The organism is Pseudomonas sihuiensis, assembly GCF_900106015.1.
In the GTDB taxonomy this organism is placed as follows: Bacteria; Pseudomonadota; Gammaproteobacteria; order Pseudomonadales; family Pseudomonadaceae; genus Aquipseudomonas; species Aquipseudomonas sihuiensis.
Window position 1 is genome coordinate 4372959 of the sequence record NZ_LT629797.1, and the last position, 26756, is coordinate 4399714.

Annotated in this window: 22 protein-coding genes and 1 tRNA gene; 14 read left to right on the top strand and 9 right to left on the bottom strand. The window is 63.0% G+C overall.

Annotation, left to right across the window (positions count from 1 at the left end; translation table 11 throughout):
- The first annotated feature begins 57 nt into the window (after window positions 1–57).
- A complete protein-coding gene (gene feaR, locus BLT86_RS20565; protein ID WP_092379267.1) occupies window positions 58–978 on the top strand; it encodes a transcriptional regulator FeaR in 921 nt (306 codons plus the stop codon).
- A 209-nt stretch (window positions 979–1187) separates the two neighbouring features.
- Window positions 1188–1574, top strand: a complete 387-nt coding sequence (locus BLT86_RS20570; protein ID WP_092379269.1) for a c-type cytochrome — start codon at window positions 1188–1190, stop codon at window positions 1572–1574.
- 111 nt (window positions 1575–1685) lie between these two features.
- Here the strand turns inward: BLT86_RS20570 and BLT86_RS20575 are convergent, their stop codons facing one another.
- The 3 genes from BLT86_RS20575 to BLT86_RS20585 all read right to left on the bottom strand — a co-directional run bounded on the left by BLT86_RS20575 (window position 1686) and on the right by BLT86_RS20585 (window position 4850).
- Window positions 1686–3173: an aldehyde dehydrogenase family protein gene (locus tag BLT86_RS20575; RefSeq protein WP_092379272.1), complete on the bottom strand. Its 1488-nt coding sequence runs from the start codon at window positions 3171–3173 to the stop codon at window positions 1686–1688.
- Between the two features lie 142 nt (window positions 3174–3315).
- Window positions 3316–4377, bottom strand: coding sequence for an extracellular solute-binding protein (locus BLT86_RS20580; protein WP_092379276.1), 1062 nt, complete (start codon window positions 4375–4377; stop codon window positions 3316–3318).
- Window positions 4378–4773: 396 nt separating this feature from the next.
- A tRNA-Arg gene (locus BLT86_RS20585) sits at window positions 4774–4850 on the bottom strand.
- Window positions 4851–5196: 346 nt separating this feature from the next.
- Between BLT86_RS20585 and gabD the strand changes: the two genes are divergently transcribed.
- Both gabD and gabT read left to right on the top strand, forming a co-directional pair.
- Window positions 5197–6648, top strand: a complete 1452-nt coding sequence (gabD, locus tag BLT86_RS20590) for an NADP-dependent succinate-semialdehyde dehydrogenase (protein ID WP_021487620.1) — start codon at window positions 5197–5199, stop codon at window positions 6646–6648.
- Between the two features lie 157 nt (window positions 6649–6805).
- Entirely contained in the window at window positions 6806–8086 is a 1281-nt protein-coding gene (gene gabT, locus BLT86_RS20595) for a 4-aminobutyrate--2-oxoglutarate transaminase (RefSeq protein WP_092379279.1), read from the top strand.
- Between the two features lie 239 nt (window positions 8087–8325).
- On the opposite strand, the gene BLT86_RS20600 is transcribed toward gabT, so the two are convergent.
- Complete coding sequence (locus BLT86_RS20600) at window positions 8326–8685, bottom strand: cupin domain-containing protein (protein WP_084342397.1); 360 nt, start codon at window positions 8683–8685, stop codon at window positions 8326–8328.
- Window positions 8686–8939: 254 nt separating this feature from the next.
- Between BLT86_RS20600 and BLT86_RS20605 the strand changes: the two genes are divergently transcribed.
- Together BLT86_RS20605 and BLT86_RS20610 are read left to right on the top strand one after the other, a co-directional pair.
- Window positions 8940–10433: an aldehyde dehydrogenase gene (locus BLT86_RS20605; protein WP_092379282.1), complete on the top strand. Its 1494-nt coding sequence runs from the start codon at window positions 8940–8942 to the stop codon at window positions 10431–10433.
- A 192-nt stretch (window positions 10434–10625) separates the two neighbouring features.
- Complete coding sequence (locus tag BLT86_RS20610) at window positions 10626–11783, top strand: MFS transporter (RefSeq protein ID WP_074860347.1); 1158 nt, start codon at window positions 10626–10628, stop codon at window positions 11781–11783.
- A 13-nt stretch (window positions 11784–11796) separates the two neighbouring features.
- Here BLT86_RS20610 and BLT86_RS20615 read toward each other — a convergent pair whose 3' ends face one another.
- On the bottom strand, window positions 11797–13110 hold the full coding sequence (locus BLT86_RS20615; protein WP_092379285.1) for an NAD(P)/FAD-dependent oxidoreductase: 1314 nt from the start codon (window positions 13108–13110) through the stop codon (window positions 11797–11799).
- Window positions 13111–13335: 225 nt separating this feature from the next.
- Here BLT86_RS20615 and BLT86_RS20620 point away from each other — a divergent pair, with 225 nt between their 5' ends.
- Window positions 13336–13689: a YkgJ family cysteine cluster protein gene (locus BLT86_RS20620; protein ID WP_092379291.1), complete on the top strand. Its 354-nt coding sequence runs from the start codon at window positions 13336–13338 to the stop codon at window positions 13687–13689.
- Between the two features lie 203 nt (window positions 13690–13892).
- On the opposite strand, the gene dadR is transcribed toward BLT86_RS20620, so the two are convergent.
- Window positions 13893–14381 carry a transcriptional regulator DadR gene (gene dadR / locus BLT86_RS20625; RefSeq protein ID WP_092379294.1) on the bottom strand — a complete coding sequence of 163 codons (489 nt, stop codon included), beginning with the start codon at window positions 14379–14381 and terminating at the stop codon, window positions 13893–13895.
- 156 nt (window positions 14382–14537) lie between these two features.
- On the opposite strand from dadR, the gene dadA reads away from it, so the two are divergent.
- The 6 genes from dadA (at window position 14538) to BLT86_RS20655 (ending at window position 21317) form a co-directional block, all read left to right on the top strand.
- Entirely contained in the window at window positions 14538–15836 is a 1299-nt protein-coding gene (gene dadA / locus BLT86_RS20630) for a D-amino acid dehydrogenase (protein WP_092379297.1), read from the top strand.
- A gap of 39 nt (window positions 15837–15875) precedes the next feature.
- Window positions 15876–16223, top strand: a complete 348-nt coding sequence (locus BLT86_RS20635) for a RidA family protein (protein ID WP_021487631.1) — start codon at window positions 15876–15878, stop codon at window positions 16221–16223.
- 187 nt (window positions 16224–16410) lie between these two features.
- A complete protein-coding gene (gene alr / locus BLT86_RS20640) occupies window positions 16411–17484 on the top strand; it encodes an alanine racemase (RefSeq protein ID WP_084341906.1) in 1074 nt (357 codons plus the stop codon).
- A 260-nt stretch (window positions 17485–17744) separates the two neighbouring features.
- Window positions 17745–18293, top strand: coding sequence for a cupin domain-containing protein (locus BLT86_RS20645; protein WP_004423167.1), 549 nt, complete (start codon window positions 17745–17747; stop codon window positions 18291–18293).
- A gap of 113 nt (window positions 18294–18406) precedes the next feature.
- A complete protein-coding gene (locus BLT86_RS20650) occupies window positions 18407–18829 on the top strand; it encodes a c-type cytochrome (RefSeq protein WP_092379301.1) in 423 nt (140 codons plus the stop codon).
- Window positions 18830–19184: 355 nt separating this feature from the next.
- Window positions 19185–21317: an acetyl-CoA hydrolase/transferase C-terminal domain-containing protein gene (locus BLT86_RS20655; RefSeq protein ID WP_092379304.1), complete on the top strand. Its 2133-nt coding sequence runs from the start codon at window positions 19185–19187 to the stop codon at window positions 21315–21317.
- A gap of 24 nt (window positions 21318–21341) precedes the next feature.
- On the opposite strand, the gene BLT86_RS20660 is transcribed toward BLT86_RS20655, so the two are convergent.
- The 3 genes from BLT86_RS20660 to rep all read right to left on the bottom strand — a co-directional run bounded on the left by BLT86_RS20660 (window position 21342) and on the right by rep (window position 24787).
- Window positions 21342–21914 carry a xanthine phosphoribosyltransferase gene (locus BLT86_RS20660; protein ID WP_072423583.1) on the bottom strand — a complete coding sequence of 191 codons (573 nt, stop codon included), beginning with the start codon at window positions 21912–21914 and terminating at the stop codon, window positions 21342–21344.
- A gap of 150 nt (window positions 21915–22064) precedes the next feature.
- Window positions 22065–22547, bottom strand: coding sequence for a UPF0158 family protein (locus BLT86_RS20665; protein WP_092379307.1), 483 nt, complete (start codon window positions 22545–22547; stop codon window positions 22065–22067).
- 230 nt (window positions 22548–22777) lie between these two features.
- Window positions 22778–24787 carry a DNA helicase Rep gene (rep, locus tag BLT86_RS20670; RefSeq protein ID WP_084341908.1) on the bottom strand — a complete coding sequence of 670 codons (2010 nt, stop codon included), beginning with the start codon at window positions 24785–24787 and terminating at the stop codon, window positions 22778–22780.
- Between the two features lie 270 nt (window positions 24788–25057).
- Between rep and BLT86_RS20675 the strand changes: the two genes are divergently transcribed.
- The gene (locus BLT86_RS20675) at window positions 25058–26725 is read left to right on the top strand and encodes a putative bifunctional diguanylate cyclase/phosphodiesterase (protein ID WP_092379310.1); all 1668 of its coding nucleotides are present in this window, start codon (window positions 25058–25060) and stop codon (window positions 26723–26725) included.
- The last annotated feature ends 31 nt before the right edge of the window (window positions 26726–26756 follow it).

Consider the following 26756-nt stretch of genomic DNA (forward strand, 5'->3'; position numbering starts at 1 on the left):
AATCTGGCACAGCGGCAACCTATAACAAGATCCAGCCGAGTGTGAGGCTCTAAAGCCATGACGATCTTACGAGCAGAAATAGCCGGCCGCTTCGATGGCTGGCTGCATGACGTCAATCAAGTGTGCGGGCATTTCGATGCCCAATGCCTGGGTGAAGGATTCTCCGGCTCCATCCGTGAGCACCAGACGGGTGCGCTGAGATTGAGTTTCGTTGACATTACCCAGGCGCGCCTGTTTCGCTCGTCGAAGGAAATAGCGCAGAGTGACTGCAAGCATTTCTACCTGGTGTCCCAGCTGGCGGGGCGTGCAGGCATGGAGCAAGCGGGCAACTGCGTGGAAATGCAGCCAGGCGATATCACCCTGATCGACTCCAGCGTGCCGAACAATTTTCTCTACGAGGATTCTTCGCGGCAGATCTCCCTGATCCTTCCGCGCCACCTGCTTGAGCAGAGTCGGCGCTTCACCGAAGTGCATTGCGCTCAGCGCATTCCCGCCAGCGCGCCGATGGCGGCAATGGCCAACCGCCTGATTCTCGAGTCGACCCAGCAGGGTGCGCTGAGCGTCAGCGAGAGCGAGGCGACCCTCGAGGCGCTGGTCAGCCTGTTGCGGCCCGTGTTGTGTGCCAGCGATAGCGTTCCCGACGCCCACGAGCGGCTGTTCCGCAAGACGCTACGTTTCATTGACGAACATATCTGCAGCGAAGAGCTCTGCCCGGAGGCCATCGCCCGGGAGGTGGGTGTTTCGATGCGGGGTCTGTATCGCATGTTCGCCAAGAAGGGCCTGGTTGTGGCGCAGTACATCAAGAACCGGCGCTTGGACTTCTGCGCCGAGACGCTGCGTCAGGCCGGCAGCGAGCAGAAGCTCTCGGCCCTGGGCTACGAATGGGGTTTCACCGACTCCAGCTACTTCTCCACGGCCTTCAAGGCGCGCTTCGGGGTATCCCCGAGCGATTACCGCAAGCGCTACAGCGGGCGCTAGGCGCAGCCTGTATCAGTCGTGCGCGTGGCCGCCGGCCTCTATCAGGGGCTGGCGCGGCGCTTTTCCCATTTTGGCAAGTTGGCAAAGGGGCCTGGCACAGGCAATAAAACCCCCTCGCTGTCGAGCGAGGACAATCCAGAGGGCAAACGGCTGAGTTTGGCGACATCGCCGCTGGCCTGTTCAGAAACTGGATGATGTGAGGTTCTGCTTTGAAAACCCTAACCAAGCTGGCCGGCCTTGGCTGCCTGCTGCTGTCCGCGCCCGTGTTCGCGGCGCAATGCACCACTGCGCAGCAGCACAAGGGTGAGGCGCTGTTTACCAGCGAATGCTCGGTGTGCCATTCGGTCACCGTGGGCGGTGCCACCAAGATGGGGCCGAATCTCAAGGGCCTGTTTGGTCGAACCTCGGGGAGTCTGCCTGGTTTCAGCTATTCCCAGGCGATGAAGGCGAAGGCGGTCGAATGGCAGATGCAAAGCCTGGAGCAGTTCATCGCTTCACCTCAGGCATTCGTGGCCGGTACCTACATGCCCTACATGGGCCTGGCGAATGCCGAGGATCGCCATGCAGTGGCGTGCTTCCTGAGCACGCAGAAGTAACTCGAGCAGCGGGCACTGCAGCGCAGCTGCCCGTCGTTTCAACCTCATCGGCTGCACCCGCGAGCGCGCAACAAGGCGCCCAGCTTGTGAATCTGGCCGGGCGCCCTACCCTCAGTAGCGGATGAGCACCGACTTCAGCTCGGTATAGTCATCGATGAAGGCGCTGCCGAACTCGCGCCCCATGCCGGATGCCTTGATGCCGCCGAAGGGCACCGATGGGTCGAGGAAGGTGTGCATGTTGACGTAGACCGTGCCTGCCTCGATCTGCGGGATCAGGCGCAGCGCGCGGGACAGGTCGTTGGTCCAGATGCTGGCGGTGAGGCCGAAGGGCGAGTCATTGATCAGTGCCGGCAGTTCATCCACTTCGTCGTAAGGCACTACGCAGAGAATCGGGCCGAAGGTTTCCTCGTACAGGAAGCGATCCTGCGGGCCGTTGGCCAGGAGCACGGTGGGTTCGACGTAGAAGCCCGAGCCCGCAAGCGGGTTGCCGCCACAGATGACCTGGTTGTCATGGCGGGCCGCGGCGAGAAATTGCGACACCTTGTCGAACTGCGGCTTGTTGGCCAGCGGGCCGAACTGCACGCTCTCGTCCAGTGGCGAGCCAATGCTCATGCCCTTCACCGCTGCGGCGAACTTGGCCAGGGTTTCATCGAGCTGCGAGCGGTGCACGTAGATGCGCTCCGGCGAGGCGCAGACCTGGCCCTGGTGCACGTAGCCCGTCTGGATCAGGCCGGCCACGGCGGCATCGATATCCGCATCGGGCAAGAGTGCTGCGGCGTTCTTGCCGCCCAGCTCCAGGGTCACGCGGGTCAGGTTGGCGGCCATTGCGCTCTGACCGACTTTGAGGCCCGTTGGAACCGAGCCGGTGAACGAAACCTTGGCTACCTTGGGGTGTTCGATCAGCTGTGCACCGACTTCACCCGTACCGTTGACCACGTTCAGTACGCCTGCCGGTAAGCCTGCTTCTATGGCCAGTTCGGCCAGGCGCAGCAGGGTGATCGGGGTGAATTCGCTCGGCTTGAGGATCAGCGTGCAGCCGGTTGCCAGGGCTGCGCCGAGCTTCCAGATGGAGATCATTACCGAGAAATTCCAGGGCACGATGCCCGCGACCACGCCGACTGGCTCACGGCGCGTCATAGCGGTGTACTGCTCGCCGGCCATGGACGGGAACGACGGGGTCATGGTCTCGCCGCTGATCTTGGTGGCCCAGCCGGCGTAGTAGCGCAGGAACATCGCGCTTTGACCAACCTCGAACATGCGCGACAGCTGAATATGCTTGCCCGAGCACTGGGTTTCCAGTTGCGCCAGTTCCTCGCCGTTGGCCTCGATGAGGTCGGCCAGACGATTGAGAATCAGGCCGCGTTGATAGGGCGACGTCTGCGCCCACTCGCCACTGAAGGCGCGTCGGGAGGACAGGCAGGCCTCTTCGACCTCACTGGCTGTCGCGCCATTGACCTGTGCGATGACCTCGCCATTGGCGGGGTTGACGACGGGAATACGCTTGTCGCCGCTGCCGCTACGGTACTGGCCGTCGATGAAGTGGCCGTGATCGCGTTGCAGGTATTGGCGTACTTTGGGCAGTAACTGAATTTCGCTCATGGGGTCTCCTGAGGGGCTTGAGTGGCCCGAGCTTGTTGGTATTGGCGGGGCCTCGTAGGGGAATTTGCTGCTTTGTCGCTGTGCTGCTTGCCGCGCCCTATCCAGGGCGCGCATGCCGAGAGCGCCTCAATCGCCTGGGGCTTCAATAGCGGTTCCTCTTCAGGTCCTGCCAGGCTTCATCGAGGATCTTGCGTTGTGAGGTGGGCACGCTCTCGAGCAGATAACTGCGTCGTCTTTGATCGGTCGTCAGCACCTGTGCCGGGTGCGCTTTTGCGAAGCTCTGCATGGCTGGCGTCTCGTTAGGCAGCGGTGCATAGAAACGAGAGTTGAGCGCGTTGCGCAGTGCGATTGGTGGGTCGATCAGGAAATCGAGCAGGCGGTAGGCCAGTTGCGGGTTGGCGGCATCGCTCGGGATCGCCAGGGTATCGATGAAGATCGCCGCGCCTTCTTCCGGAATGCGGTAGACGAGCTTCGGATTGTCCTGCATCGCACGCACGGCATGGCCGCTCCAGGCCATGGCCAGACACAGCTTGCCGTTTATGAGGTCGTCGACGAAGTCCCAGTTGTTCATCGTGCGAATGAACGGCGTGACGGCCTTCAATCCGTCCAGTTGCTTGATCAACTGGCGGTTGGTGATACGCGACAGGCGCCGCCCGCGGTAGTTGAGCAGCACTGATGAGGTCTCATCGGAAGCGTCCAGCATCGCTACGCCGCATGTGCTGAGCCGTTCTGTTTCGGCGGCCTCGAACATCAGCTTCCAGCTGTTCGGCGGGGGAGCGCCGTAGCTGGCTTGCGCCAGGTCTGGGGCGATTACCAGCCCGGTGGAGCCCCATAGATAGGGCACTGCGTAACGGTTGGCCTGTGGCAGACCGGCGAGAATCGTCAGCAGCCAGGGGTCGAGTTCGGCGTAGTGCGTCAGTTGCCTGGTATCCAACGGCGTGAGGCGCTGCTCCTCGATCAGTTGTTCGAGCATGAAGTGGCTCGGCATCACCAGGTCATAGTGCGAGCCATCACTGAGCGCCTGGCGCAACTCGTCGGTGCTGGTATAGGTCTGGTAATCGACGGTAATACCGGTTTGCTGCTGAAAATCTCTGAGCACGTCAGGGGCCAGGTAGTCCTTCCACCCGTATACGCGCACCACCTGTTCGGCATGCGCCTGAGCGATGGTTGCCAGCAGAGCGAGCAAGGCAAGCAGTACTTTCATCGGGCACCTCCGCAGGCATTGACGTTCGTCCAGCGTTCAAACTGCCGAGTGCTGGACTTCTGCAAGCCATTTAAGCCAGATCGGCCCGCTGGAGTTTGCTTCTGGGTGCCAAGTTCTGGTGTCTGTGTGCCAAACGATCACGGGCTGTGGCCGGGGCGATAAGCACCTGCATGCGGGCAGGCCAATGCGCGTGCGGCCCAGTTGCTGCTTCTGGAGAATGAGCGAGCTGCTTTGGTATGGCGGTAGCCGGAACGAGCAGGAGATGGGCAACGAGTTAAAAGGCGCGTCGCGGGCGGATCTCATCGTTGCCGTATGACGTCTATCAGACGGCGCCTTGAGTTGAGTGTCTGCAAAAACAAAAAGGCCCCAGATTTTCATCTGGGGCCTTTCGCTATCTGGCGCACTCGGCGGGATTCGAACCCACGACCCCTGCCTTCGGAGGGCAGTACTCTATCCAGCTGAGCTACGAGTGCGTTGCGGGGCGCAATCATACGCATCTCGGCGGTTAGCGTCCATTCTGCATGACTGTGCATTATTTAAAACGCACTTTACACTTTTGCGCTGCCAGAACGGCCTTCTGAGAAGTTTTTGCCATTATTTTATGGATTTTCCTTGGCCGCCTATTGCCCTTTACCCTTGCCGATCCTAGGATTCGTTTGAGATTTCAAACGGCGTGTTCAGTCATTCTGAACCCTCGCACGTTCAACGGTTCTGAATCCATTATCAGGCCCCGCACGGCTCGTTTCGGCCTTGCGGGCTCTGCCCGTGACTCCAACGACTTACGCCGACGCCCGGGTGTCGGAACTGAAGGAGACTGCCATGCAACTGAAAGACCCCCAGCTGCTGCGCCAACAGGCTTATATCGATGGCCAGTGGTTGGACGCCGACAGCGGTCAGACCATTGCCGTGAACAATCCGGCCACTGGCGAGATCATCGGCCATGTGCCGAAGATGGGCCGTGCTGAGACCCGCCGCGCCATCGAGGCCGCCGAGAAGGCGCTGCCGGCCTGGCGTGCGCTGACCGCCAAGGAGCGTGCGAACAAGCTGCGTCGCTGGTTCGAGCTGCTGATGGAAAACCAGGATGACCTGGGCCGTCTGATGACCCTGGAGCAGGGCAAGCCGCTGGCCGAAGCCAAGGGCGAGATCGCCTACGCCGCCTCCTTCATCGAGTGGTTCGCCGAAGAGGCCAAGCGCGTCTACGGTGACGTGATTCCTGGTCACCAGCCGGACAAGCGCCTGATCGTGATCAAGCAACCGATCGGTGTGACTGCCGCCATCACTCCGTGGAACTTCCCCGCCGCGATGATCACCCGCAAGGCCGGCCCGGCACTGGCCGCTGGTTGCACCATGGTGATCAAGCCGGCTTCGCAGACCCCGTTCTCCGCCCTGGCCCTGGTCGAATTGGCCGAGCGCGCCGGCATCCCCAAAGGTGTGCTCAGCGTGGTCACCGGCAGCGCCGGCGAAGTGGGTGGCGAGCTGACCAGCAACCCCATCGTGCGCAAGCTGTCCTTCACTGGCTCGACCGAAATCGGTCGTCAGCTGATGGCCGAGTGCGCCCAGGACATCAAGAAGGTGTCGCTGGAACTGGGCGGCAACGCGCCGTTCATCGTCTTCGATGACGCCGACCTGGATGCTGCCGTGGAAGGTGCACTGATCTCCAAGTACCGCAACAACGGCCAGACCTGCGTCTGCGCCAACCGCATCTACGTGCAGGACGGCGTCTACGATGCCTTTGCCGAGAAACTGATCGCGGCAGTGGGCAAGCTGAAGATTGGCAACGGTCTGGAAGACGGTACCACCACCGGTCCGCTGATCGACGAGAAGGCCGTGGCCAAGGTCCAAGAGCACATCGAGGACGCCGTGGGCAAAGGCGCCAAGCTGGCCCTGGGCGGCAAACCGCACGCCCTGGGTGGCACCTTCTTCGAGCCGACCATTCTGCTCGACGTGCCGAAAACCGCTGCTGTGGCCAAGGAAGAGACCTTCGGTCCGCTGGCGCCGCTGTTCCGCTTCAAGGACGAGGCCGAGGTAATTGCCATGGCCAACGATACCGAGTTCGGCCTGGCGTCCTACTTCTATGCCCGTGACCTGGGCCGCGTGTTCCGCGTGGCCGAAGCGCTGGAGTACGGCATGGTGGGTATCAACACCGGCCTGATCTCCAACGAAGTCGCCCCGTTCGGCGGCGTGAAGGCGTCCGGCCTGGGCCGTGAAGGCTCCAAGTACGGGATCGAGGACTACCTCGAGATCAAGTACATGTGCCTCGGTGGAATCTGATTCGGAAATCCGCTGATTTCCAAGACGGGGCAAGGTGCGAAAGAGCGTGCGGCGCCCCGGTTGTAAGTCGTAACCCTATTGAGTCCCTCGCGGGCTCGGTTCAGTCGATCATCGCATGCTGAGCCGACCTCCCGCCGGGGATGACCATGAGGACACCATGAGCAAGACCAACGAATCCCTGCTGCAACGCCGCCAGGCCGCCGTACCGCGCGGTGTCGGCCAGATCCACCCGATCGTCGCCGAGCGCGCCGAGAACGCCACCGTGTGGGACGTCGAAGGCCGCGAGTACATTGACTTCGCCGGCGGTATCGCCGTCCTCAACACCGGCCACCTGCATCCGAAGGTGATCGCCGCCGTTCAGGAGCAACTGACCAAGCTGACCCACACCTGCTTCCAGGTGCTGGCCTACGAGCCCTACATCGAGCTGTGCGAAGAAATCGCCAAGCGCGTGCCGGGTGACTTCGCCAAGAAGACCCTGCTGGTCACCTCCGGCTCCGAAGCCGTGGAGAACGCGGTGAAGATCGCCCGTGCCACCACCGGCCGCGCCGGCGTGATCGCCTTCACCGGCGCCTACCACGGTCGTACCATGATGACCCTGTCGCTGACCGGCAAGGTCGTACCGTATTCCGCCGGTATGGGCCTGATGCCCGCTGGTGTGTACCGCGCCCAGGCGCCGTGCCCGCTGCATGGTGTGAGCGAGGATGAGTCCATCGCCAGCATCGAGCGCATCTTCAAGAACGACGCGCAGCCGCAGGACATCGCCGCGATCATTATCGAACCGGTGCAGGGCGAGGGCGGTTTCTACGTCAACTCCCCGGCCTTCATGCAGCGCCTGCGCGCCTTGTGCGACCAGCACGGCATTCTGCTGATCGCTGACGAAGTGCAGACCGGCGCTGGCCGTACCGGCACTTTCTTCGCCACCGAGCAACTGGGCGTGGTGCCGGATCTGACCACCTTCGCCAAGTCCGTTGGCGGCGGCTTCCCGATCTCCGGCGTGTGCGGCAAGGCCGAGATCATGGACAAGATCGCCCCCGGTGGCCTGGGCGGCACCTATGCCGGCAGCCCGATCGCCTGCGCCGCGGCCCTGGCCGTACTCAAGGTGTTCGATGAAGAGAACCTGCTGGCGCGCTCTAACGCCGTCGGCGAGAAGCTCAAAGCCGGCCTGAACAAGATCGCCGAGAAGCACAAGGTGATCGGTGACGTACGTGGCCTGGGTTCGATGGTCGCCATCGAGCTGTTCGAGGGCGGTGACCACAGCAAGCCGGCTGCCGAGCTGGTGGGCAAGATCGTCGCCCGTGCTCGCGAGAAGGGCCTGATCCTGCTGTCGTGCGGCACCTACTACAACGTCATCCGTTTCCTGATGCCTGTCACCATCCCTGACGCGCAACTGGAAAAAGGCATCGCCATCGTCGCCGAGTGCTTCGACGAGCTGGCCTGAGTCGTTCCTGCTGTACCTGCGCCCGTGGCTCACCAGGCCGGGCGCACCTGAGACCCGCCGCGTGCGGGTCTTTTTTTGCCTGCCGGCTGGGGTAGGGCGGGTGAAACCCGCCAGTTCCTTCAAGGCGGGTTGCACCCGCCCTACACGACGCGCGCTCCACTGCCGCTGGGCATGGGGCGCGCAGAAAAAGGCCCGCGCAAGGCGGGCCAAAGGGTGACAAGCAACAGGAGTTCGGGAACCTACTTGGGCTCGAAGATCACATACACCTTGCGGCAGGCTTCGAGCACTTCCCAGGTGCCGGAAAAGCCAGCAGGAATCACGAAACGGTCGCCGGCGCGTACGGTCTTGGCGTTGCCGTCGGCGTCACGCAGCACGGACACGCCCTGGAGAATCTCGCAGTACTCGTACTCGGTGTAGCTCACCGTCCATTGACCCACGGCGCCTTCCCAGATGCCCGTGCTGAACTGACCGCACGGGCTGCTGTAGTGGTTGCGCACGCTTTGCTCCGGATCGCCCTTGAGCACTTTTTCCGGCGCTGGGCGATAGTGTTCGGCGGCCGTGCCAGCCTGGGCGAAGTCGACGATCTGTTCGATGTTCATCTGGCTGTTCCATGGTTTCGGTGGCGGCAACCGCGCGACCAGCAGGGCCTTCGCGGGAAAGTCGTGGCAGCAGTCTATGTTTAAAAAAACGCACATGACAAGGGCTTTTGCCGGTCCGTGTCAAAAATATTGAAAAGCCACAGCCCCCTGGTTTAGTGTGTCAGCCAGGATCTGGCCAGCGATCTGGCCTTGCAGAATTATTGACAGTGCGCGCCCTCGCAGGCGCCGCTTCCACCCATTGAGAGGATGCCGGAATGACTAGCCTGACTCGTGCCGACTGGGAACAGCGTGCCAAGACCCTGACCATCGAAACCCGTGCGTTCGTACACGGCGAGTACCGCTCCGCCGAGTCTGGCGCTACCTTCGAATGCATCAGCCCGGTCGACGGCCGCCTGCTTGGCATGGTGGCCAGCTGTGACCAGGCTGACGCTGACGTGGCGGTCAAGGATGCCCGCGCCACCTTCGAATCCGGTGTGTGGTCACGCATGGCCCCGGCCAAGCGCAAGAAGGTGATGATCCGCTTCGCCGAGCTGATCGAAGAGCACGGTCAGGAGTTGGCCCTGTTGGAAACCCTCGACATGGGCAAGCCGATCAGCGACTCGCTGAGCATCGACGTCGGCAGCGCCGCCAACGCCATCCGCTGGAGCGGCGAGGCCATCGACAAGGTCTATGACGAGGTCGCTGCCACGCCTCACGACCAGCTCGGCCTGGTCACCCGCGAGCCGGTGGGTGTGGTCGCCGCCATCGTACCGTGGAACTTCCCGCTGCTGATGTCCTGCTGGAAGCTCGGTCCGGCGTTGGCCACCGGTAACTCGGTCATTCTCAAACCGTCCGAGAAGTCGCCGCTGACCGGCATTCGCATCGCCCAGCTGGCCATCGAGGCCGGCATCCCGGCTGGCGTATTCAACGTGCTGCCGGGCTTCGGTCACGCCGTCGGCAAGGCCCTGGCCCTGCACATGGATGTCGACACCCTGGTGTTCACCGGCTCGACCAAGATCGCCAAGCAGCTGATGATCTACGCTGGCGAGTCGAACATGAAGCGCGTCTGGCTGGAAGCAGGCGGCAAGAGCCCGAACATCGTCTTCGCTGACGCGCCGGACCTGCAGGCCGCTGCCGAAGCGGCTGCCAGCGCCATTGCCTTCAACCAGGGCGAGGTCTGCACCGCCGGTTCGCGCCTGCTGGTGGAGAACTCGATCAAGGACAAGTTCGTGCCCATGGTGGTCGAGGCGATCAAGGCCTGGAAACCGGGCAACCCGCTGGACCCGGCAACCAATGTCGGTGCGCTGGTCGACACCACCCAGATGAACCAGGTGCTGAACTACATCCAGGCCGGCCATGACGACGGCGCCAAGCTGGTGGCCGGCGGCAAGCGGGTGATGGAGGAGACCGGCGGCACCTATGTCGAGCCGACCATCTTCGACGGGGTGAACAACGCCATGCGCATCGCCAAGGAAGAGATCTTCGGCCCGGTGCTGTCGGTGATCGGTTTCGATGACGAGGCCGATGCCGTGGCCATCGCCAACGACACCATCTATGGCCTGGCGGCAGGTATCTGGACCAGCAACCTGTCCCGCGCCCATCGCGTTGGCCGCGCCGTGCGTGCCGGCAGCGTGTGGATCAACCAGTACGATGGCGGTGACATGACCGCGCCGTTCGGTGGTTTCAAGCAGTCCGGCAACGGTCGCGACAAGTCGCTGCATGCCTTCGACAAGTACACCGAGATCAAGGCCACCTGGATCAAGCTGTAGCGGCACCGGGGCGATCTCCTGGTCGTCGGCCAGGTGATCGGCTCCCCTCTCCCATTTATGGGAGAGGGGCTGGGGGAGAGGGCCGAGAACGCAGCGAAACTGCCGGCTATCTCGCTCCCGAAACCTACGGCCGGGTTCCCGAGGAGCCCGGCCGTTGTCTTTGCAGTGGCTCGTCTGCCAAGGAATTCACCAATGCGTTGGGGCACCTACTTCGCCGTCTGCTCGGCGGTCATCAGCATCGGGTTGGCGCTGGGCGTGACCATGCCGCTGGTGTCGTTGCGCCTGGAAAGCTGGGGCTATGATTCTTTTGCCATTGGTGTGATGGCGGCCACTCCTGCGGTTGGTGTGTTGCTCGGAGCTTCGCTGGCCGGGCGCCTGGCGGCACGTTTCGGTACCACCGTGCTGATGCAGCTGTGTCTGTTGCTCGGTGCGCTGTCGGTGGCTGGCCTGGCGCTGGTGCAGAATTATGCGGTGTGGGTGGGGCTGCGGCTGTTCCTCGGCGTGGCGCTGACCGTGGTGTTCGTGCTCGGCGAAAGCTGGATTAACCAGCTCGCCGTGGAAAAGTGGCGCGGCCGTCTGGTGGCGCTCTATGGCACCGGCTATGCGCTGAGCCAGCTCAGCGGGCCGTTGCTGCTGACAGCGCTCGGCACGGCGACTGACCGGGGTTTCTGGACGGGCGTGTGTCTGCTGATCGGCGGTTCGCTGATTCTGCTCGGGCGCACCGGTGCACCCCAGGTGGATGCGCATAGCGCTTCTGGGCGCGGGCTATTGGTGTTCTGCCGCAAGTTGCCGGCGATTGCCTGGGCGGTAATGCTGTTCGCCGCCTTCGAGGCGATGATGCTGACCCTGCTGCCGATCTACAGCCTGCGCCAGGGCTTCACCCAGGAGGTGGCGCTGGTCATGGTCAGCGTGGTGGTGATCGGCGATGCCGCGCTGCAACTGCCCATCGGCTGGCTGGCCGACCGCATGTCGCGGCAGACCTTGTTCCGCTGTTGTGGCGTGGTGTTGCTGCTGTCCAGCCTGGCGATACCGTTGCTCCTGCACACGCCGCTGATCTGGCCGGTGTTCGTTGCCTTCGGTGCCAGCGCCGGTGGTCTGTTCACCCTGTCGCTGATCATGATCGGCGAGCGTTACCGCGATGATGAACTGGTGCGTGCCAACGCCCACGTCGCTCAGCTGTGGGGCCTGGGTTGCCTGGTCGGGCCGCTGGCCACGGGCGCCGTCAGCCAGTGGCTGAGCGGCCATGCGTTGCCGCTGATGATGGCTACCGGTGCCCTGGTATTCATCATCCTGGCCAGTCAGCGCGGTGCCTTCAGCGAGATGCAGGCAGTGGGCGCGGCACGCTCCTGATGCCCCTGGCCAGCTAGAGCACTTCCTTCAGCCGGTGCCAGAGCATGCCCAGGGCCAGCAGCGGTGAGCGCAGGTGCTTGCCGCCGGGGAAGGTCATGTGCGGTACCTGGGCGAACAGATCGAAGCCACGGCTTGCCTGACCGGCGATGGCCTCGGCGAGCAGCTTGCCGGCCAGGTGCGTGGCGTTGACGCCGTGGCCGGCATAAGCCTGGGCGTGGAACACGTTGGGCTGATCCTTGAGTCGGCCGATCTGCGGCAGGCGGTTGGCGCCGATGCCGATCATCCCGCCCCATTGATAGTCGATGCGCACATCGGCCAGTTGCGGGAACACCTTGAGCATCTTCGGCTTCATGTAGCCAGCGATATCGGCCGGGTCACGCCCGGAATAGTGGCAGGCACCACCGAACAGCAGGCGGCGGTCGGCGGAGAGTCGGTAATAGTCGACTGTCACGCGCTGGTCGCACAGCGCCATATTCTGTGGAATCAGTTGCCTCGCCTGCTCTTCGGAGAGTTGTTCGGTGGCGATGATATAGCTGCCGGCCGGTAGCACCTTGCCGCTCAGGGTCGGATTGAGGCCGTTGATGTAGGCATTGCAGGCCAGTACCAGATATTGGGCGCGCACCTGGCCACCTGCGGTGTGCACGCGCACCTCATTGCCGTAGTCGATGCGTGTCACCGGTGAGTCTTCGAACAGCTGCACGCCGAGCGATTGGGCGGCAGCGGCTTCGCCGAGCGCCAGGTTGAGCGGGTGCAGGTGGCCCGAGCCCATGTCGATCATGGCACCGTGATAGTTGTCGGAGCCGACCACTTCGTGGATGCGCTCCTTCGGCACCATGCGCAGTTCGTGACGATAGCCGAGGCTTTCCAGCTCGGCCTTGTCTTCGGCGAAGCCTTCCATGTGCGCCGGCTTGTTGGCCAGGTCGCAGTAGCCCCAGGTCAGATCGCAATCGATCTGGTACTGGGCGACGCGTGCGCGCACGATCTCCACCGCCTCCAGGCCCATCAGCTTGAACTGACGCACGCCGTCCTTGCCGACCACCGATTCGAACTGTTCGACATCATGGCCAACGCCGCGAATCAGCTGCCCGCCGTTGCGCCCGCTGGCGCCCCAGCCGATCTTGCGCGCCTCCAGCAGCGCCACCGACAGGCCTTTCTGAGCCAGCTCGATGGCGGTGTTCAGGCCGCTGAAACCGCCACCGACGATGCACGCGTCCACCTGCAGCTCACCGCCCAGGGGCGGGTAGGCCTGCTGGCGATTGACGCTGGCGGCGTAATAGGAAGCGGCATGCTGCGGGCTGTGGACGGGCTGGTGAACGCGGGCGTTCATGTGCGAAATCCTGATTTTGTTGTGTGGAAAATTCAACGCAGCATAAGCGGGTGATCTGTCCGGCGCCAAGAGGCCTACGGAAAAAAGCGGAATTTCCTGCCCGTGGGCGCGGGATCGCCAAGGTCGTGCGCATCACGCTCGCGCAGCAGTTCGTGGATTGCATCCGGCTACGCCAGGTCTGCTGCGGCGCTGTAAACTGCCACCTTTGTTTCAAGGCGCCCGAGTATGAGTTGCACCGACCGCAAGATCGATCACCTGCGCCGGCAGATCCCGCGCTTCGACTGCATACCCGGCTGCCAAGATTGTTGCGGGCCGGTGACCGCCTCATCCGAAGAGCTGGCGCGCCTGCCGGTGAAAAGCGATGCCGAACACGACGCGGCACTGGCCGAGTACAACTGCGTGCACCTGGGGCCAAATGGTTGCGAGGTGTACGACCAGCGCCCGCTGATCTGTCGCCTGTTCGGCACCACACCGCGTCTGCCTTGCCCGCATGGGCGTGGGCCGGAACTGCCGATCGAGCCGGCGGTGGAGCGCCAGGTGCACCGTCTGATCGCCACCACTCGCCAGCGACTCGTCTAGGCTGATGGCTCCCATACTCTGCGTGGTAGCCCCCTGCAGTGGCGCTCCGCGCCACGACTTGCCGCGTGCAGCAGGCTGACGCAGAACGTCCGGGGCTGCATGCCCACACAGAGCGTGGGAACGATCGACCATTGTGTAGGAGCGAGCTCTGCTCGCGAAGCTTTTGCTGGTCTGGTTCGCGAGCAGAGCTCGCTCCTACAGATTCACTCCGGCACCGGCAGCGCCAGGCTCTCCTTCACCTCCTCCATGACGATGTAGCTCTTCGATTCGCGCACGTGCGGCAGCTTGAGCAGGATGTCGCCGAGCAGCTTGCGGTAGCTGGCCATCTCGTTGATGCGCGCCTTCACCAGGTAATCGAAGTCGCCGGACACCAGGTGGCATTCCAGCACATGCGGCAGCTTGAGTACGGCGCGGCGAAACTCCTCGAAGGTGTCACCGGACTTGTAGTCCAGGCTGATCTCGACGAACACCAGCAGGTTGGCCTTGAGGTGCTGCGGATTGAGGCGGGCGTGGTAGCCCATGACGATGCCTTCGCGCTCCAGGCGCCGTACGCGCTCGGTGCAGGGCGTGGTCGACAGCCCCACGCGCTCGCCCAGTTCGGTGAAGCTGATGCGCCCATCCTCCTGCAGGATGCGCAGGATGTTGCGGTCGATCTTGTCCAGTTCACGACGACTTTGGTGCTGGGTTCTCATGGGGAATCCGCCTCTGCAAAACGGCTTATTGCCAAGAATTCTCGCCAAATATAGCTGTGTATATGGTGAAAAGCACTGCGCGGCTCTTCCTATACTGCGCCCATCTACAACAATGGCCTGTAACGCACGCGCCCTGGGCGCGGCGGGGAGAAAAACATGCGTGTTCTGGTTCTCGGCAGCGGTGTGATTGGTACCGCCAGTGCTTACTACCTCGCCCGTCAGGGCTTCGAGGTGGTGGTGGTCGACCGTCAGAACGGCCCGGCGCTGGAAACCAGCTTCGCCAACGCCGGCCAGGTTTCTCCCGGTTATGCATCGCCCTGGGCTGCCCCAGGCGTGCCGCTGAAGGCCATCAAGTGGCTGCTGCAGAAACACGCTCCGCTGGCGATCAAGGCCACCGGTGACGTTGACCAGTACCTGTGGATGGCGCAAATGCTGCGCAACTGCACCGCCAGCCGTTATGCGATCAACAAGGAGCGCATGGTGCGTCTGTCCGAGTACAGCCGCGATTGCCTCGACGAGCTGCGTGCCGAGACCGGCATCGCCTACGAAGGTCGCCAGCTCGGCACCACCCAGCTGTTCCGCACCCAGGCCCAGGTCGATGCCGCTGCCAAGGACATCGCCGTGCTGGAAGCCTCTGGCGTACCGTTCGAGCTGCTCGACCGCGACGGCATCGCCCGCGTCGAGCCGGCCCTGGCTGGCGTCAAGCACAAGCTGGCCGGTGCCTTGCGTCTGCCCAACGACCAGACCGGCGACTGCCAGATGTTCACCACCAAGCTGGCGGACATGGCCAAGGCGCTCGGCGTCGAGTTCCGTTTCGGCCAGATCATCCAGCGCCTGGACGCCGTGGGCGACCGTATCAACGGCGTGTGGATCGACGGCAAGCTGGAAACCGCCGACCGCTACGTGCTTGCCCTCGGCAGCTACAGCCCGCAACTGCTCAAGCCGCTGGGCATCCGTGCGCCGGTGTATCCGCTCAAGGGCTACTCGTTGACCGTGCCGATCACCAACCCGGACATGGCACCTACCTCGACCATTCTCGATGAGACCTACAAGGTCGCCATCACCCGCTTCGACAGTCGCATCCGTGTCGGTGGCATGGCCGAGATCGCCGGTTTCGACCTGTCGCTCAACCCGCGTCGTCGCGAAACCCTGGAAATGATAACTGCCGACCTCTATCCGCAAGGCGGCGATCTGCAGCGCGCCGACTTCTGGACCGGTTTGCGTCCGGCCACGCCCGATGGCACCCCGATCGTCGGCGCCACCGCCTACCGCAATCTGTTCCTCAACACCGGCCACGGCACCCTGGGCTGGACCATGGCCTGCGGCTCCGGTCGCCTGCTCGCCGATCTGATGGCCAACAAGCGTCCGCAGATCAGCGCCGACGGCCTGGATATCTCGCGTTACTCGCGCAAGGCGCGTGAAGTGCAAGCAGCACCGCAGCCGCTGCGCACCTGATAGCCTTCGCGCTTTCGCAATCCAAGGAGCTTTAGCTTTATGTCGATTCAGCGCCTGCATGTGGCCAAACGCTACAGCGAAGTGGTGATCCACAACGGCACGATTTACCTCGCCGGCCAGTTGGCTGATGACTTCGGCGGTGACATCCGCGAGCAGACCCGCCAGACACTGGCCAACATCGACAAGATGCTGGCCGAGGGTGGCAGCGACAAGAGCAAGATTCTCTCGCTGACCATCTTCCTCAAGGACATGGCCGACTACGACGGCCTCAACGCCGAGTACGACGCCTGGGTCGCTGACGGCCATGCACCGGCCCGCGCCTGCGTCGAGGCGAAGATGTACAAGCCCGAAGTGCTGGTGGAAATGTGTGTGGTGGCTGCCGTCTGAGGCGGCCACAGCTTTTTGTTGCCTGCCATCCATGGCGGCAACCCTCCGGGCCGTCGCAAGCGACGTCAAAAAATTCTCCCGGATTTTTTTTGTGTTGGCTTTTCGCCCGGCTCCCTGCCGGGTTTTTTTTGAACAGTGCCGCTAGCGGCCACCGTGTGACTGATTACAACCGAGGGAACACCTTGCCATGCGTCCTGCTCGTGCCCTGATCGATCTGCAAGCGCTTCGTCACAACTACCAACTGGCCCGCGAACTGAGCGGCGCCCGCGCCCTGGCCGTGGTCAAGGCCGATGCTTACGGACATGGCGCTGTGCGCTGTGCGCAGGCACTCGAAGCCGAGGCCGATGGTTTTGCCGTGGCCTGCATCGAAGAAGCGCTGGCGTTACGCGAGGCCGGCATCAGGGCGCCGATCCTGCTGCTCGAAGGCTTCTTCGAGGCCGACGAACTGGCGCTGATCGACCAGCATGACCTGTGGTGTGTCGCCCATGCGCAGTGGCAGATCGAGGCTATCGAGCAGGCCCAACTGAGCAAGCCGCTGACCGTCTGGCTCAAGCTGGACAGCGGCATGCATCGCGTCGGCCTGCATCCGGCCGAGTACCAGGCCGCCTATCGGCGCCTGCTGGCCAGCGGCAAGGTTGGCAAGATCGTGCTGATGAGCCACTTCGCTCGCGCCGATGAGCCCGAGTGCGAGCGCACGAGTGAGCAACTGGCGGTGTTCCAGCAGGCGCGCGAAGGCCTCAGCGCCGAGGTCAGCTTGCGCAATTCGCCGGCCGTGCTTGGCTGGCCGCAGGTGCCGAGCGACTGGGTGCGCCCCGGCATCATGCTGTACGGCGCCACGCCGTTCGAGCAGGCTCAGGAGCAGGCCGCTCGCCTGCAGCCGGTGATGACGCTCGAATCGAAGGTGATCAGCGTGCGTGAACTGCCGGCCGGCGAGCCGGTGGGTTATGGCGCGCGCTTCGTCGCCGAAAGGCCGACCCGCGTCGGTGTGGTCGCCATGGGCTATGCCGACGGCTATCCGCGCCATGCGCCGAGCGGCACGCCAGTGGTGGTGGACGGTCAGCTGACCCGGCTGATCGGTCGGGTGTCGATGGACATGCTCACTGTCGACCTGACCGATTTGCCACAGGCCGGCCTTGGCAGCCATGTCGAACTATGGGGCAAACAGGTGCTGGCCAGCGACGTGGCCATGGCGGCAGGTAGCATTCCCTATCAGATTTTTTGCAACCTGCGGCGGGTACCGCTGCTCTATCTCGGGGGCTGAAACCCGTTAAAAGACGGCTGCGCGTCGGCCATGCTGCGTTAAAAACAGGCTGGTTCGCCAGCCCGGTCGTATTGCTCATGTACAGCTCGTACACTCTGCATCCTCCCCTATTTTTGCGTTGCATGGCTCTGGCTCGCGGCCTTTTAACGGGTTTCCTGGGAGGTGTGTAGGCGAAGGGTGAACGCAAGTGTTGTAAATTCCGAACGCTATGCCATGATACGGACACTTTTTCGTCTCTTATCCCAAGGGGGATTCCAGCATTGGACGTCGGCGTTCGACTGCAATCGATTCGTAAGCTCAAAGGCCTATCCCAGCGTGAACTCGCCAAGCGGGCGGGCGTCACCAACAGCACCATTTCCATGATCGAGAAGAACAGCGTCAGCCCCTCGATCAGTTCGCTGAAAAAGGTGCTCGGCGGCATTCCCATGTCGCTGGTGGAATTCTTCTCGCTCGACATGGAGCAGGAGAACCAGACCCAGGTGGTCTATCGTGCCGCCGAACTGACCGATATCTGCAGTGGCGCCATCACCATGAAGCTGATTGGCAAGGCCCACCCGAGTCGCGCCATTTCCTTTCTCGACGAGACCTATCCGGCCGGCACCGATACGGGTGACGAAATGTACGCCCACGAAGGCGAAGAGGCTGGCATGCTGGTCGAGGGCAAGCTGGAGCTGACCGTTGGCAACGAGGTGTTCATCCTCGAGCCAGGCGACAGCTATTATTTCGAAAGCAGCAAGCCGCATCGCTTCCGCAATCCGTTCGATGTACCGGCGCGGTTGATCAGTGCCACGACGCCAGCGAACTTCTGATCAATAACCCTGCGACAATATGGGTTGTTTCGGCCTGGCCTGCTTGCCGTTATACTGTCGCCCGCTCGCGAAACCGTGGCCGCGGGCGTGACTAGCCACGAAGAGGGTGTACCGTGAATCTGATGAAGAAAATGCTGGCAGTACCGGCTGCCGTATTGGCCCTGTGGGCAGTGACTGCTCAGGCCACGACCGATGAAGCTATCGCCGAGCGCCTCAAGCCTGTAGGCGAGGTGTGCATCATGGGCGAAGAGTGCAAGGGCGTCGAAACCGTCGCCGCATCCGCCGGTGGTGGTGCACGCACCGCTGACGACATCATCGCCAAGCATTGCAGTGCCTGCCACGCCACCGGTGTGCTGGACGCGCCGAAGATCGGCGACACCGCTGCCTGGAAAGAGCGTGCTGACCACCAGGGCGGTCTCGACGGCATCCTCGCTGCTGCCATCTCCGGTATCAACGCCATGCCACCGAAAGGCACCTGCGCTGATTGCTCGGACGACGAACTGCGCGAAGCGATCAAGAAGATGTCCGGTCTGTAAGACCCGTCTCTTCCCTGAAAAACCGCCCTCCGGGCGGTTTTTTCGTTTAGAGCCTGCTCACGAGCTCGCGAGCTAGAGCCATACAAGGCAAAAATAGGCGAGGAGCGGTCGGAGTCGCGCTCGACTTTACGAGCTGTAAATGAGCAGTACTCGCTTCGCTCGCCCCTTCGGGGCCGCACTAAAGTGCGTTAGCCGCAAGCGGCTTCCGACCGGGCTGGCGCTCCAGCCTGTTTTTAACGCAGTAGGGCCGACGCGCAGCAGATCGTAAGCAGGTTCTTAGGGCGGCGGCATGCAACCATGCCGGTGGCTACACAGTCCAAGCTGCATTCGTCATGGATGTCGCGAGGAGCGTCAGATGCCGCACACCTGTACCCTCGAACAAGCCGTCGACCGCGTACTGAGCGAGATCGCCGGGCCGATTCATCTGGGTTTACCGCTCGGTCTGGGCAAGCCCAATCGCTGGGTCAACGCGCTGTATGCACGGGTGCGGGAGATGCCCGAGCGGCAACTGACCATCTACACCGCGCTGTGCCTGGCGCGTCCGCGTGCCGCCCAGGACTTGCAGCGACGCTTTCTCGAACCTTTCGTCGACCGGGTCTACGGCGATTATCCCGAGCTGGATTTTCTCGCCGATCTGCACAGCGGCAAGCTGCCGAGCAACGTGCGCGTCGAGCAGTTCTTCTTCCAGCCCGGCAGCCTGCTCGAATGCGAGCCGGCGCAGCAGGACTACATCAGCAGCAACTACAGCCATGTCGCCCGCGACCTCAATGCCAAGGGCCTGAATCTGGTCGCCCAACTGGTCGCCGTCGACGCCGCGCAGCCCGAGCATTTCAGCCTGAGCTGCAACCCGGACGTCACCCTCGATCTGCTGCCACTGCTGGACAAGCGCCGCGAGGCTGGCGAGACCGTGCTCAGCGTCGCCCAGATCCACAGTGATCTGCCCTACATGGCCGGCGATGCCCAGGTGCCGCGCGATACTTTCGATATCCATATCGGCGAGGACGAGCGCACCAGGCTGTTTTCCACACCGAACATGCCGGTGACCCTGCAGGATCATTGCATCGGCCTGTTCGCCAGCACCCTGGTGCGTGACGGCGGCACCCTGCAGATCGGTATCGGCTCGATGGGCGATACCTTGGCGTCGGCACTTATCGCTAGGCAGGACGACAATGCCCGATACCGCGCGCTGTTACAGGCGCTGCGTGCTGATGATTGGGCGTGCGAGATTACCGCCAATGGCGGCCTCAAGCCGCTCGAGCATGGGCTCTATGGCTGCAGCGAAATGTTCATCAACGGCTTGCTGGAATTGGCCGAGGCCGGCTTGCTACGGCGCCGGGTCTATCCAGATCTACGCCTGCAGCGTCTGGCCTGTAGTGGTGCACTGGATGAACAGGGGCAGCCACACAGCGTTCAGGCGTTGGTTGACGCGGGGCTGCCGACGAAGTTGCAGCCGAGCGATCTGGCCTGGCTGCGCGATAGCGGCCTGCTGCGGGGCGATATGCGCCTGGAGGAGGGCGAACTGCAGTGGCCTGATGGTAGCCGCGTCGCCGCGGACCTCGGTGATCCACAGACGCAGGCTCGCCTGCAAGCCTGCCTCGGCAGCGCGCACGGCGGCGTGGTGTTGCACGGTGGTTTTTTTCTCGGCCCGGAAAGCTTCTACCGGCGTCTGCGCGAGCTGGATGACAGCGAACGGCAGCGCTTCGCCATGACCGGCATCCGCTACATCAACGAGCTTTACGGTCAGGAGGAACTCAAGCGTCTGCAGCGCCGTGATGCGCGCTTCATCAATACGGTATTCACCATGACCCTGCTCGGCGCGGGGGTAGCCGACCAACTGGAAGATGGTCGCGTGCTCAGCGGGGTCGGCGGGCAATACAACTTCGTTGCCCAGGCCCATGCGCTGGAGGATGCCCGCTCGATCCTGCTGCTGCGCAGCTGGCGCGAGTCCGGCGGCGAGGTGAGTTCGAACATCGTCTGGGAATATGGTCACGCCACCATCCCTCGGCACTTGCGCGATATCGTGGTGACCGAATATGGCATCGCCGATCTGCGCGGCAAGACCGACGCGCAGGTGATCGAGGCGCTGCTCAAGATCAGCGATTCGCGTTTCCAGAACGGGCTGATCGAGCAGGCGCAGCAGGCCGGCAAGCTGCCGACGGATTTCCGCCTCGATGAGCGCTTTTGCAACAACCTGCCCGAGCGCCTGCAGGCGCTGCGCGCAGAGCATTCACAGTTGTTCGCCGAATATCCACTGGGCAGTGACTTCAGCGCGGTGGAGCAGGATCTGGTGCGGGCGCTGAGCTGGCTCAAGAGCAAGCTGCGCCTGAGCGAGGTGCTGGACCTGGGCAAGGCCACGCTCGATGCGCCGGCGCCGGCAGCCTATGCCGAGCATTTGCGACGCATGAGTCTGGAGGCGCCGGACGGTGTGCGTGAAGCCCTCTACCAGCGTTTGCTACTGGCGGGCCTGCAGGCTACCGCCGCGCCCTAAAGCGCGCGAGGCCGTGCACAGTCTTTAGTCAAGGAAGCGCACCTGGCCGTTCTCCAGCGCGGCAACACGGGCCAGCGATTCGACGCGGTAGCCTTCGCTCTCCAGCAGGTTGCGGCCGTCCTGGAAGGATTTCTCGATGACGATGCCGATACCGGCAATCTGTGCGCCGGCCTGCTGGATCAGGTCGATCAGCGCCTTGGCGGCGTGACCGTTGGCGAGGAAGTCGTCGATCACCAGTACGCGGTCCGCTGCCGTCAGGTGACGGGCGGAGATGGCGATGGTGCTTTCGGTCTGCTTGGTGAAGGAGAACACCTTGGAGATCAGCAGGTCGTCCTTGAGCGTCAGCGACTGGAATTTTCGTGCGAAGATCACCGGGATGCCCAGTTCCAGGCCGGCCATCACCGCCGGGGCGATACCCGAGGCCTCGATGGTGACGATCTTGGTGATACCCTGGCCGGCGAAACGCTGGGCGAACTCGTGGCCGATCTCCTGCATCAGGCGCGGATCGATCTGGTGGTTGAGAAAGGCGTCTACCTTGAGTACATGCTCGGACAGCACGATGCCTTCGCTGCGAATCTTCTGTTTCAACGACTCCACGGTCGATCCTCTGGTTGAGCAGAAAAGCTGCGGATTTTCGCTCAAAATGCCCCGCATTGTGTAGTGAAACCGCAGCCTGCCCGACAGTCGTGACCCATTGACCGCCTGGACAGGTTGGTAGCCCGGATGCAATCCGGGGGCGCACTGCGCTCAGGCGCTCTTGCTCAGCCGCCGCAGAATGTCCCTGGGAATGCCGCGCGTATCCAGCGGCAGCTTGTCCGGCGCGGGCTCGATGCCCAGTTCGTAGAGCCAGTTTAGGACGTACTCGCGCAGTTGCTTGATCTCGTAGGCCTGCCACTGTTCGCGAATCGCTGGAAAGGCCTCGATCTCGTAGTCGAACGCGCGCAGCGGCCTGCGGCCGGTCAGCGCGGCGCTGAGCAGCGGGTGGGCATGCACATCGTCAAGGGTGAACAGGAAGGATTCGCGCATGGCCACGCGCTGGGGGGCGTCGAGGTTGGGCACCTGGCTGTAGCGCTCGGGATCGAGCTCGATCTGCTGGCGCTCGTCGCTGTAGTGATCTCCCGCAGGCAGGGTCAGAACGCTGCCACTTTCCAGATCCAGCCAGTTCTCCTGCTGCTCACGGCCGTTGATCAGCTGACTCAGGGCATCGAGGTCGAGCGTGAATGTGCGCATGGTTCCAGCCCTCTGTGTCTGAGCGGTATCTTCTTTCTGACTGGCAAATGTGACGAGGGTGCCAGTGGCATTGAAGTGGTGGGCTGAAGCCCACCCTACTCCGCTCAGGCGTAGGGTGGGCCGGGCGGCGATCCAGCGCGGTAGGGTGGGCTTCAGCCCACCAGGCAGCAAGGTCCGGTTTTCAGCGCGGTAGGGTGGGCTTCGGCCCACCAGGCAGCAAGGTCCGGTTTTCAGCGCTTGAGCATCGCCCGCATATTGGCCAGGGCGTCGTTGCCGCGTGCGGCCTTGACCTCCACCGGCGCCTCTTCCAGACCTTCCCACACCAGGTCTTCCGGCGGCAGTTCGTCGAGGAAGCGGCTCGGCGAGCAGTCGATCACCTCGCCGTATTGCTTGCGCTTGGCGGCGAAGGTCAGCGCCAGGTTGCGCTTGGCGCGGGTGATGCCGACGTAGGCCAGGCGCCGCTCCTCCTCGATGGTGTCGGCTTCGATGCTGGAGCGGTGGGGGAGGATCTCTTCCTCGAAACCGATGATGTACACCGACGGAAACTCCAGACCCTTGGAGGCGTGCATGGTCATCATCTGCACGCCTTCGGCGCCTTCTTCCTCTTCCTGCTGGCGCTCGAGCATGTCGCGCAGCACCAGCTTGCCGATGGCGTCTTCGATGGTCATGTCGCCGTCTTCGTCGCGCTCCAGGGTGCTCTTCAGCGCGTCGACGAGGAACCAGACGTTACCCATGCGCGCGTCGGCCACCTTGTCGCTGGAGGCGTTCTGCCGTAGCCAGTTCTCGTAGTCGATGTCCATGACCATGCTGCGAATCGCAGCGATAGGATCGTTCTGCGCGCACTCCTGGCGCACCCGATCCATCCAGCGGGTGAAGCGCTGCAGGCGCTCGGTGAAGCGCGCATCGAGATGCTCGCCGAGGCCCATCTCGCCAGCGGCGGCGTACATGCTGATCTTGCGTTCGCTGGCGTAGTTGCCGAGTTTTTCCAGAGTGGCGGAGCCGATCTCCCGACGTGGCACGTTGATCACGCGCAGGAAGGCGTTGTCGTCGTCCGGGTTGACCAGCAGGCGGAAGTAACTCATCAGGTCCTTCACCTCCTGGCGGGCGAAGAAACTGGTGCCGCCTGAGAGGCGATAGGGAATCTGGTGGTGCTGCAGCTTCAGCTCCATCAGCTTGGCCTGGTAGTTGCCGCGATAGAGGATGGCGAATTCGCTGTAGGGACGCTGGGTACGCAGATGCTCGGTGAGAATTTCCAGGGCCACCCGCTCGCACTCGGCGTCTTCGTTACGGGTGCGGATCACGCGAATCTCGTCGCCCATGCCCATCTCGCTCCACAACTGCTTCTCGAACACGTGCGGGTTGTTGGCGATCAGCACGTTGGCGCATTTGAGGATACGGCTGGTGGAGCGGTAGTTCTGCTCCAGCATCACCACTTTCAGCGACGGATAATCCTCTTTCAGCAGCATCAGGTTTTCCGGGCGCGCGCCACGCCAGGCGTAGATCGACTGGTCATCGTCGCCGACCACGGTGAACTGGTTGCGCATGCCCACCAGCATCTTCACCAGCAGGTACTGGCTGGCGTTGGTGTCCTGGTATTCGTCCACCAGCAGGTAGCGGATGCGGTTCTGCCATTTCTCCAGGATGTCGGCGTGCTCCTGAAAAAGCTTCACCGGCAGTAGGATCAGGTCGTTGAAGTCCACCGCGTTGTAGGCTTTGAGCGTGCGCTGGTAGTGCAGGTAGACGATGGCGGCAGTCTGTTCCTTGGGATTGCGCGCCTTGGCCAGGGCTTCGTCGGGCAGGATCAGGTCGTTCTTCCAGCTGTCGATGAGGTTCTTCACCTCATCGGCGCCGTCGTCGCCGGAATACTCCTTCTGCATGATGTCGCTGAGCAGCGCCTTGATGTCGCCGTCGTCGAAGATCGAGAAGCCGGGTTTGTAGCCCAGGCGCGCGTATTCCTTGCGGATGATGTTCATGCCCAGGTTGTGAAAGGTGGACACGGTCAGGCCGCGCGCCTCACTGCCCTTGAGCAGGGTGCCGACGCGCTCTTTCATCTCACGCGCGGCCTTGTTGGTGAAGGTCATGGCGACGATGTGCTGGGCGCGGATGCCGCAGTTCTGCACCAGGTGGGCGATCTTGCGCGTGATCACGCTGGTCTTGCCGGAACCGGCACCGGCGAGCACCAGAAGCGGGCCGCCGACGTAGTTCACGGCCTCTTGTTGCCGGGGGTTCAGTCGGGACATGGGATCGTTCGCAGAAAAAGGGCCGCGCATTTTAACAGGCCTGGCGACTTCTGCCGCGACCGTCCGGAACTGTGGCCTAGCGCACGAAATTGCATAGCCATGCACTTGGTTAATCACTTTATTCCAGTACTCTGGTGCCACTTGTCGGTTTACTGGCTATACCTCAGGATCTGCACTACCTTTCGCACGGATGTGATTGATTAGACGCCGATTACGGCGCGTTCAGGCGACGCGATTCGCCATCATTCTTGTGGTCATTGGGGAGGTTGCTTGTCCACGCTCGTCGAACCCTTGCGGTTGGTCCTGTTGGCGGAAACGCCGGACTGGGCCGAATTGTTGCGCGAGCAGTTGAGCGCCCTGGGCAGCCCATCCCCGCTGATTACCGCGCCGTCGTGGGAAGCGGCCAGCAACCTGTTCGATGATCACGCCAGTGGTCTGTTGCTGAGTACCCCGGATCGTCTTCCCGAGCCCCATCAGTGCCCCCTGCCCATCGTCCTGCTGCTTGACGAGGAGCCAATCGAAGAGCCCGCCGGCGTCAGCGACTGGCTGGTGCGCGGCAGCCTCAACCTCGACGTGCTGCGCCGTTGCCTGCGCTACGTGCGCGAGCAGGGCAACCTCAAGCACACCCTGCAGCGCCTGGCCGAACAGGACCCCTTGACCGGCATCGCCAATCGCCAGGGTTTCCAGACCCTGCTCGCGGCGCGCCTGGCCGAGTGTGGCGGCCGTGGCCTGGTGCTGGGTCACCTCGATCTGGACAACTTCCGTCACGCCAACGATGCCCTTGGCTACCAGGCCGGAGATCGCCTGATCCTGCAGGTGGTGGCGCGGCTCAAGGGGTTGCTGCAGCCCTGCGATCAGATCGCCCGCCTGGGCAGCGACGAATTCGCTCTGTTGCTCGATGCACGCCGCGATCCGCAGCGCGTGGAGCGCCTGGCCGAGCGCGTCACCGAGGTATTGGGAGAGCCATACTGGGTGGATGGCGAGAGTCTGCTGATCGGTTGCAGCCTTGGCCTGGCCCACGCCCGTGCGGGCGAGGGCGCCGATCCGCTGCTGTGGCACGCGCATATCGCCATGCAACAGGCCAAGAATCAGCAAGGCTGCGTGTTTCATGTCTATGACGAACGCCTGAACCGCAGCGCACGCAGCCAGGCCGATCTGGAAGGCGAGCTGCGGCGTGCGTTACGCCGTGACGAACTGGAGCTGCATTATCAGCCCCGCCTGTGTCTGAAGAGCGGGCGCATCGTCGGCCTGGAGGCACTGGTGCGCTGGCAGCACAGCGAGCGTGGGCTGCTTTCGCCCAATGAATTCGTACCGCTGGCTGAAGAAACCGGGCTGATCGTACCGCTCGGTTACTGGGTCATCTCCCGTGCCCTGCGCGATATGCAGTGGCTGCGTGGGCGCGGCCTGCCGGCACTGCATATGGCGGTCAACCTGTCGTTCCGCCAGTTTCAGGACAGCCAGTTGCTGCCGACCCTCAGCCGCCTGATCGAAGAACGCGGGGTCGATGCGCAGTGGCTGGAGTTCGAGTTGACCGAAACCGCGGTGATGCGCCGCAGCGATCAGGTGCAGCAGACCATGCTGGCGCTTGGGCGGCTCGGCGTGCGTTTCTCGCTGGACGACTTCGGCACCGGTTTCTCGTCTTTCGTTCATCTCAACAACTTGCCGATCACTCTGCTGAAGATCGACAAGAGCTTTGTCGGCGGTATGGGCGAGCGTGCCGAGAATCGCCAATTGGTGCGGGCGATGATCAATCTGGCGCACAACCTCAATCTCGAGGTGGTGGCCGAAGGGGTGGAGAACATCGAGCAGCTCGACATGCTGCGCCAGTATGGTTGCGATCAGGTACAGGGTTACCTGATCAGCAAGGCCATACCTCTGGCGGAGCTGGCACGCTTTCTGGTGTTCGGCCTGCGCCAGCCGCTACTCGCCGGATCGTAACCCGTAGCCCGGATGCAATCCGGGGCCGTGT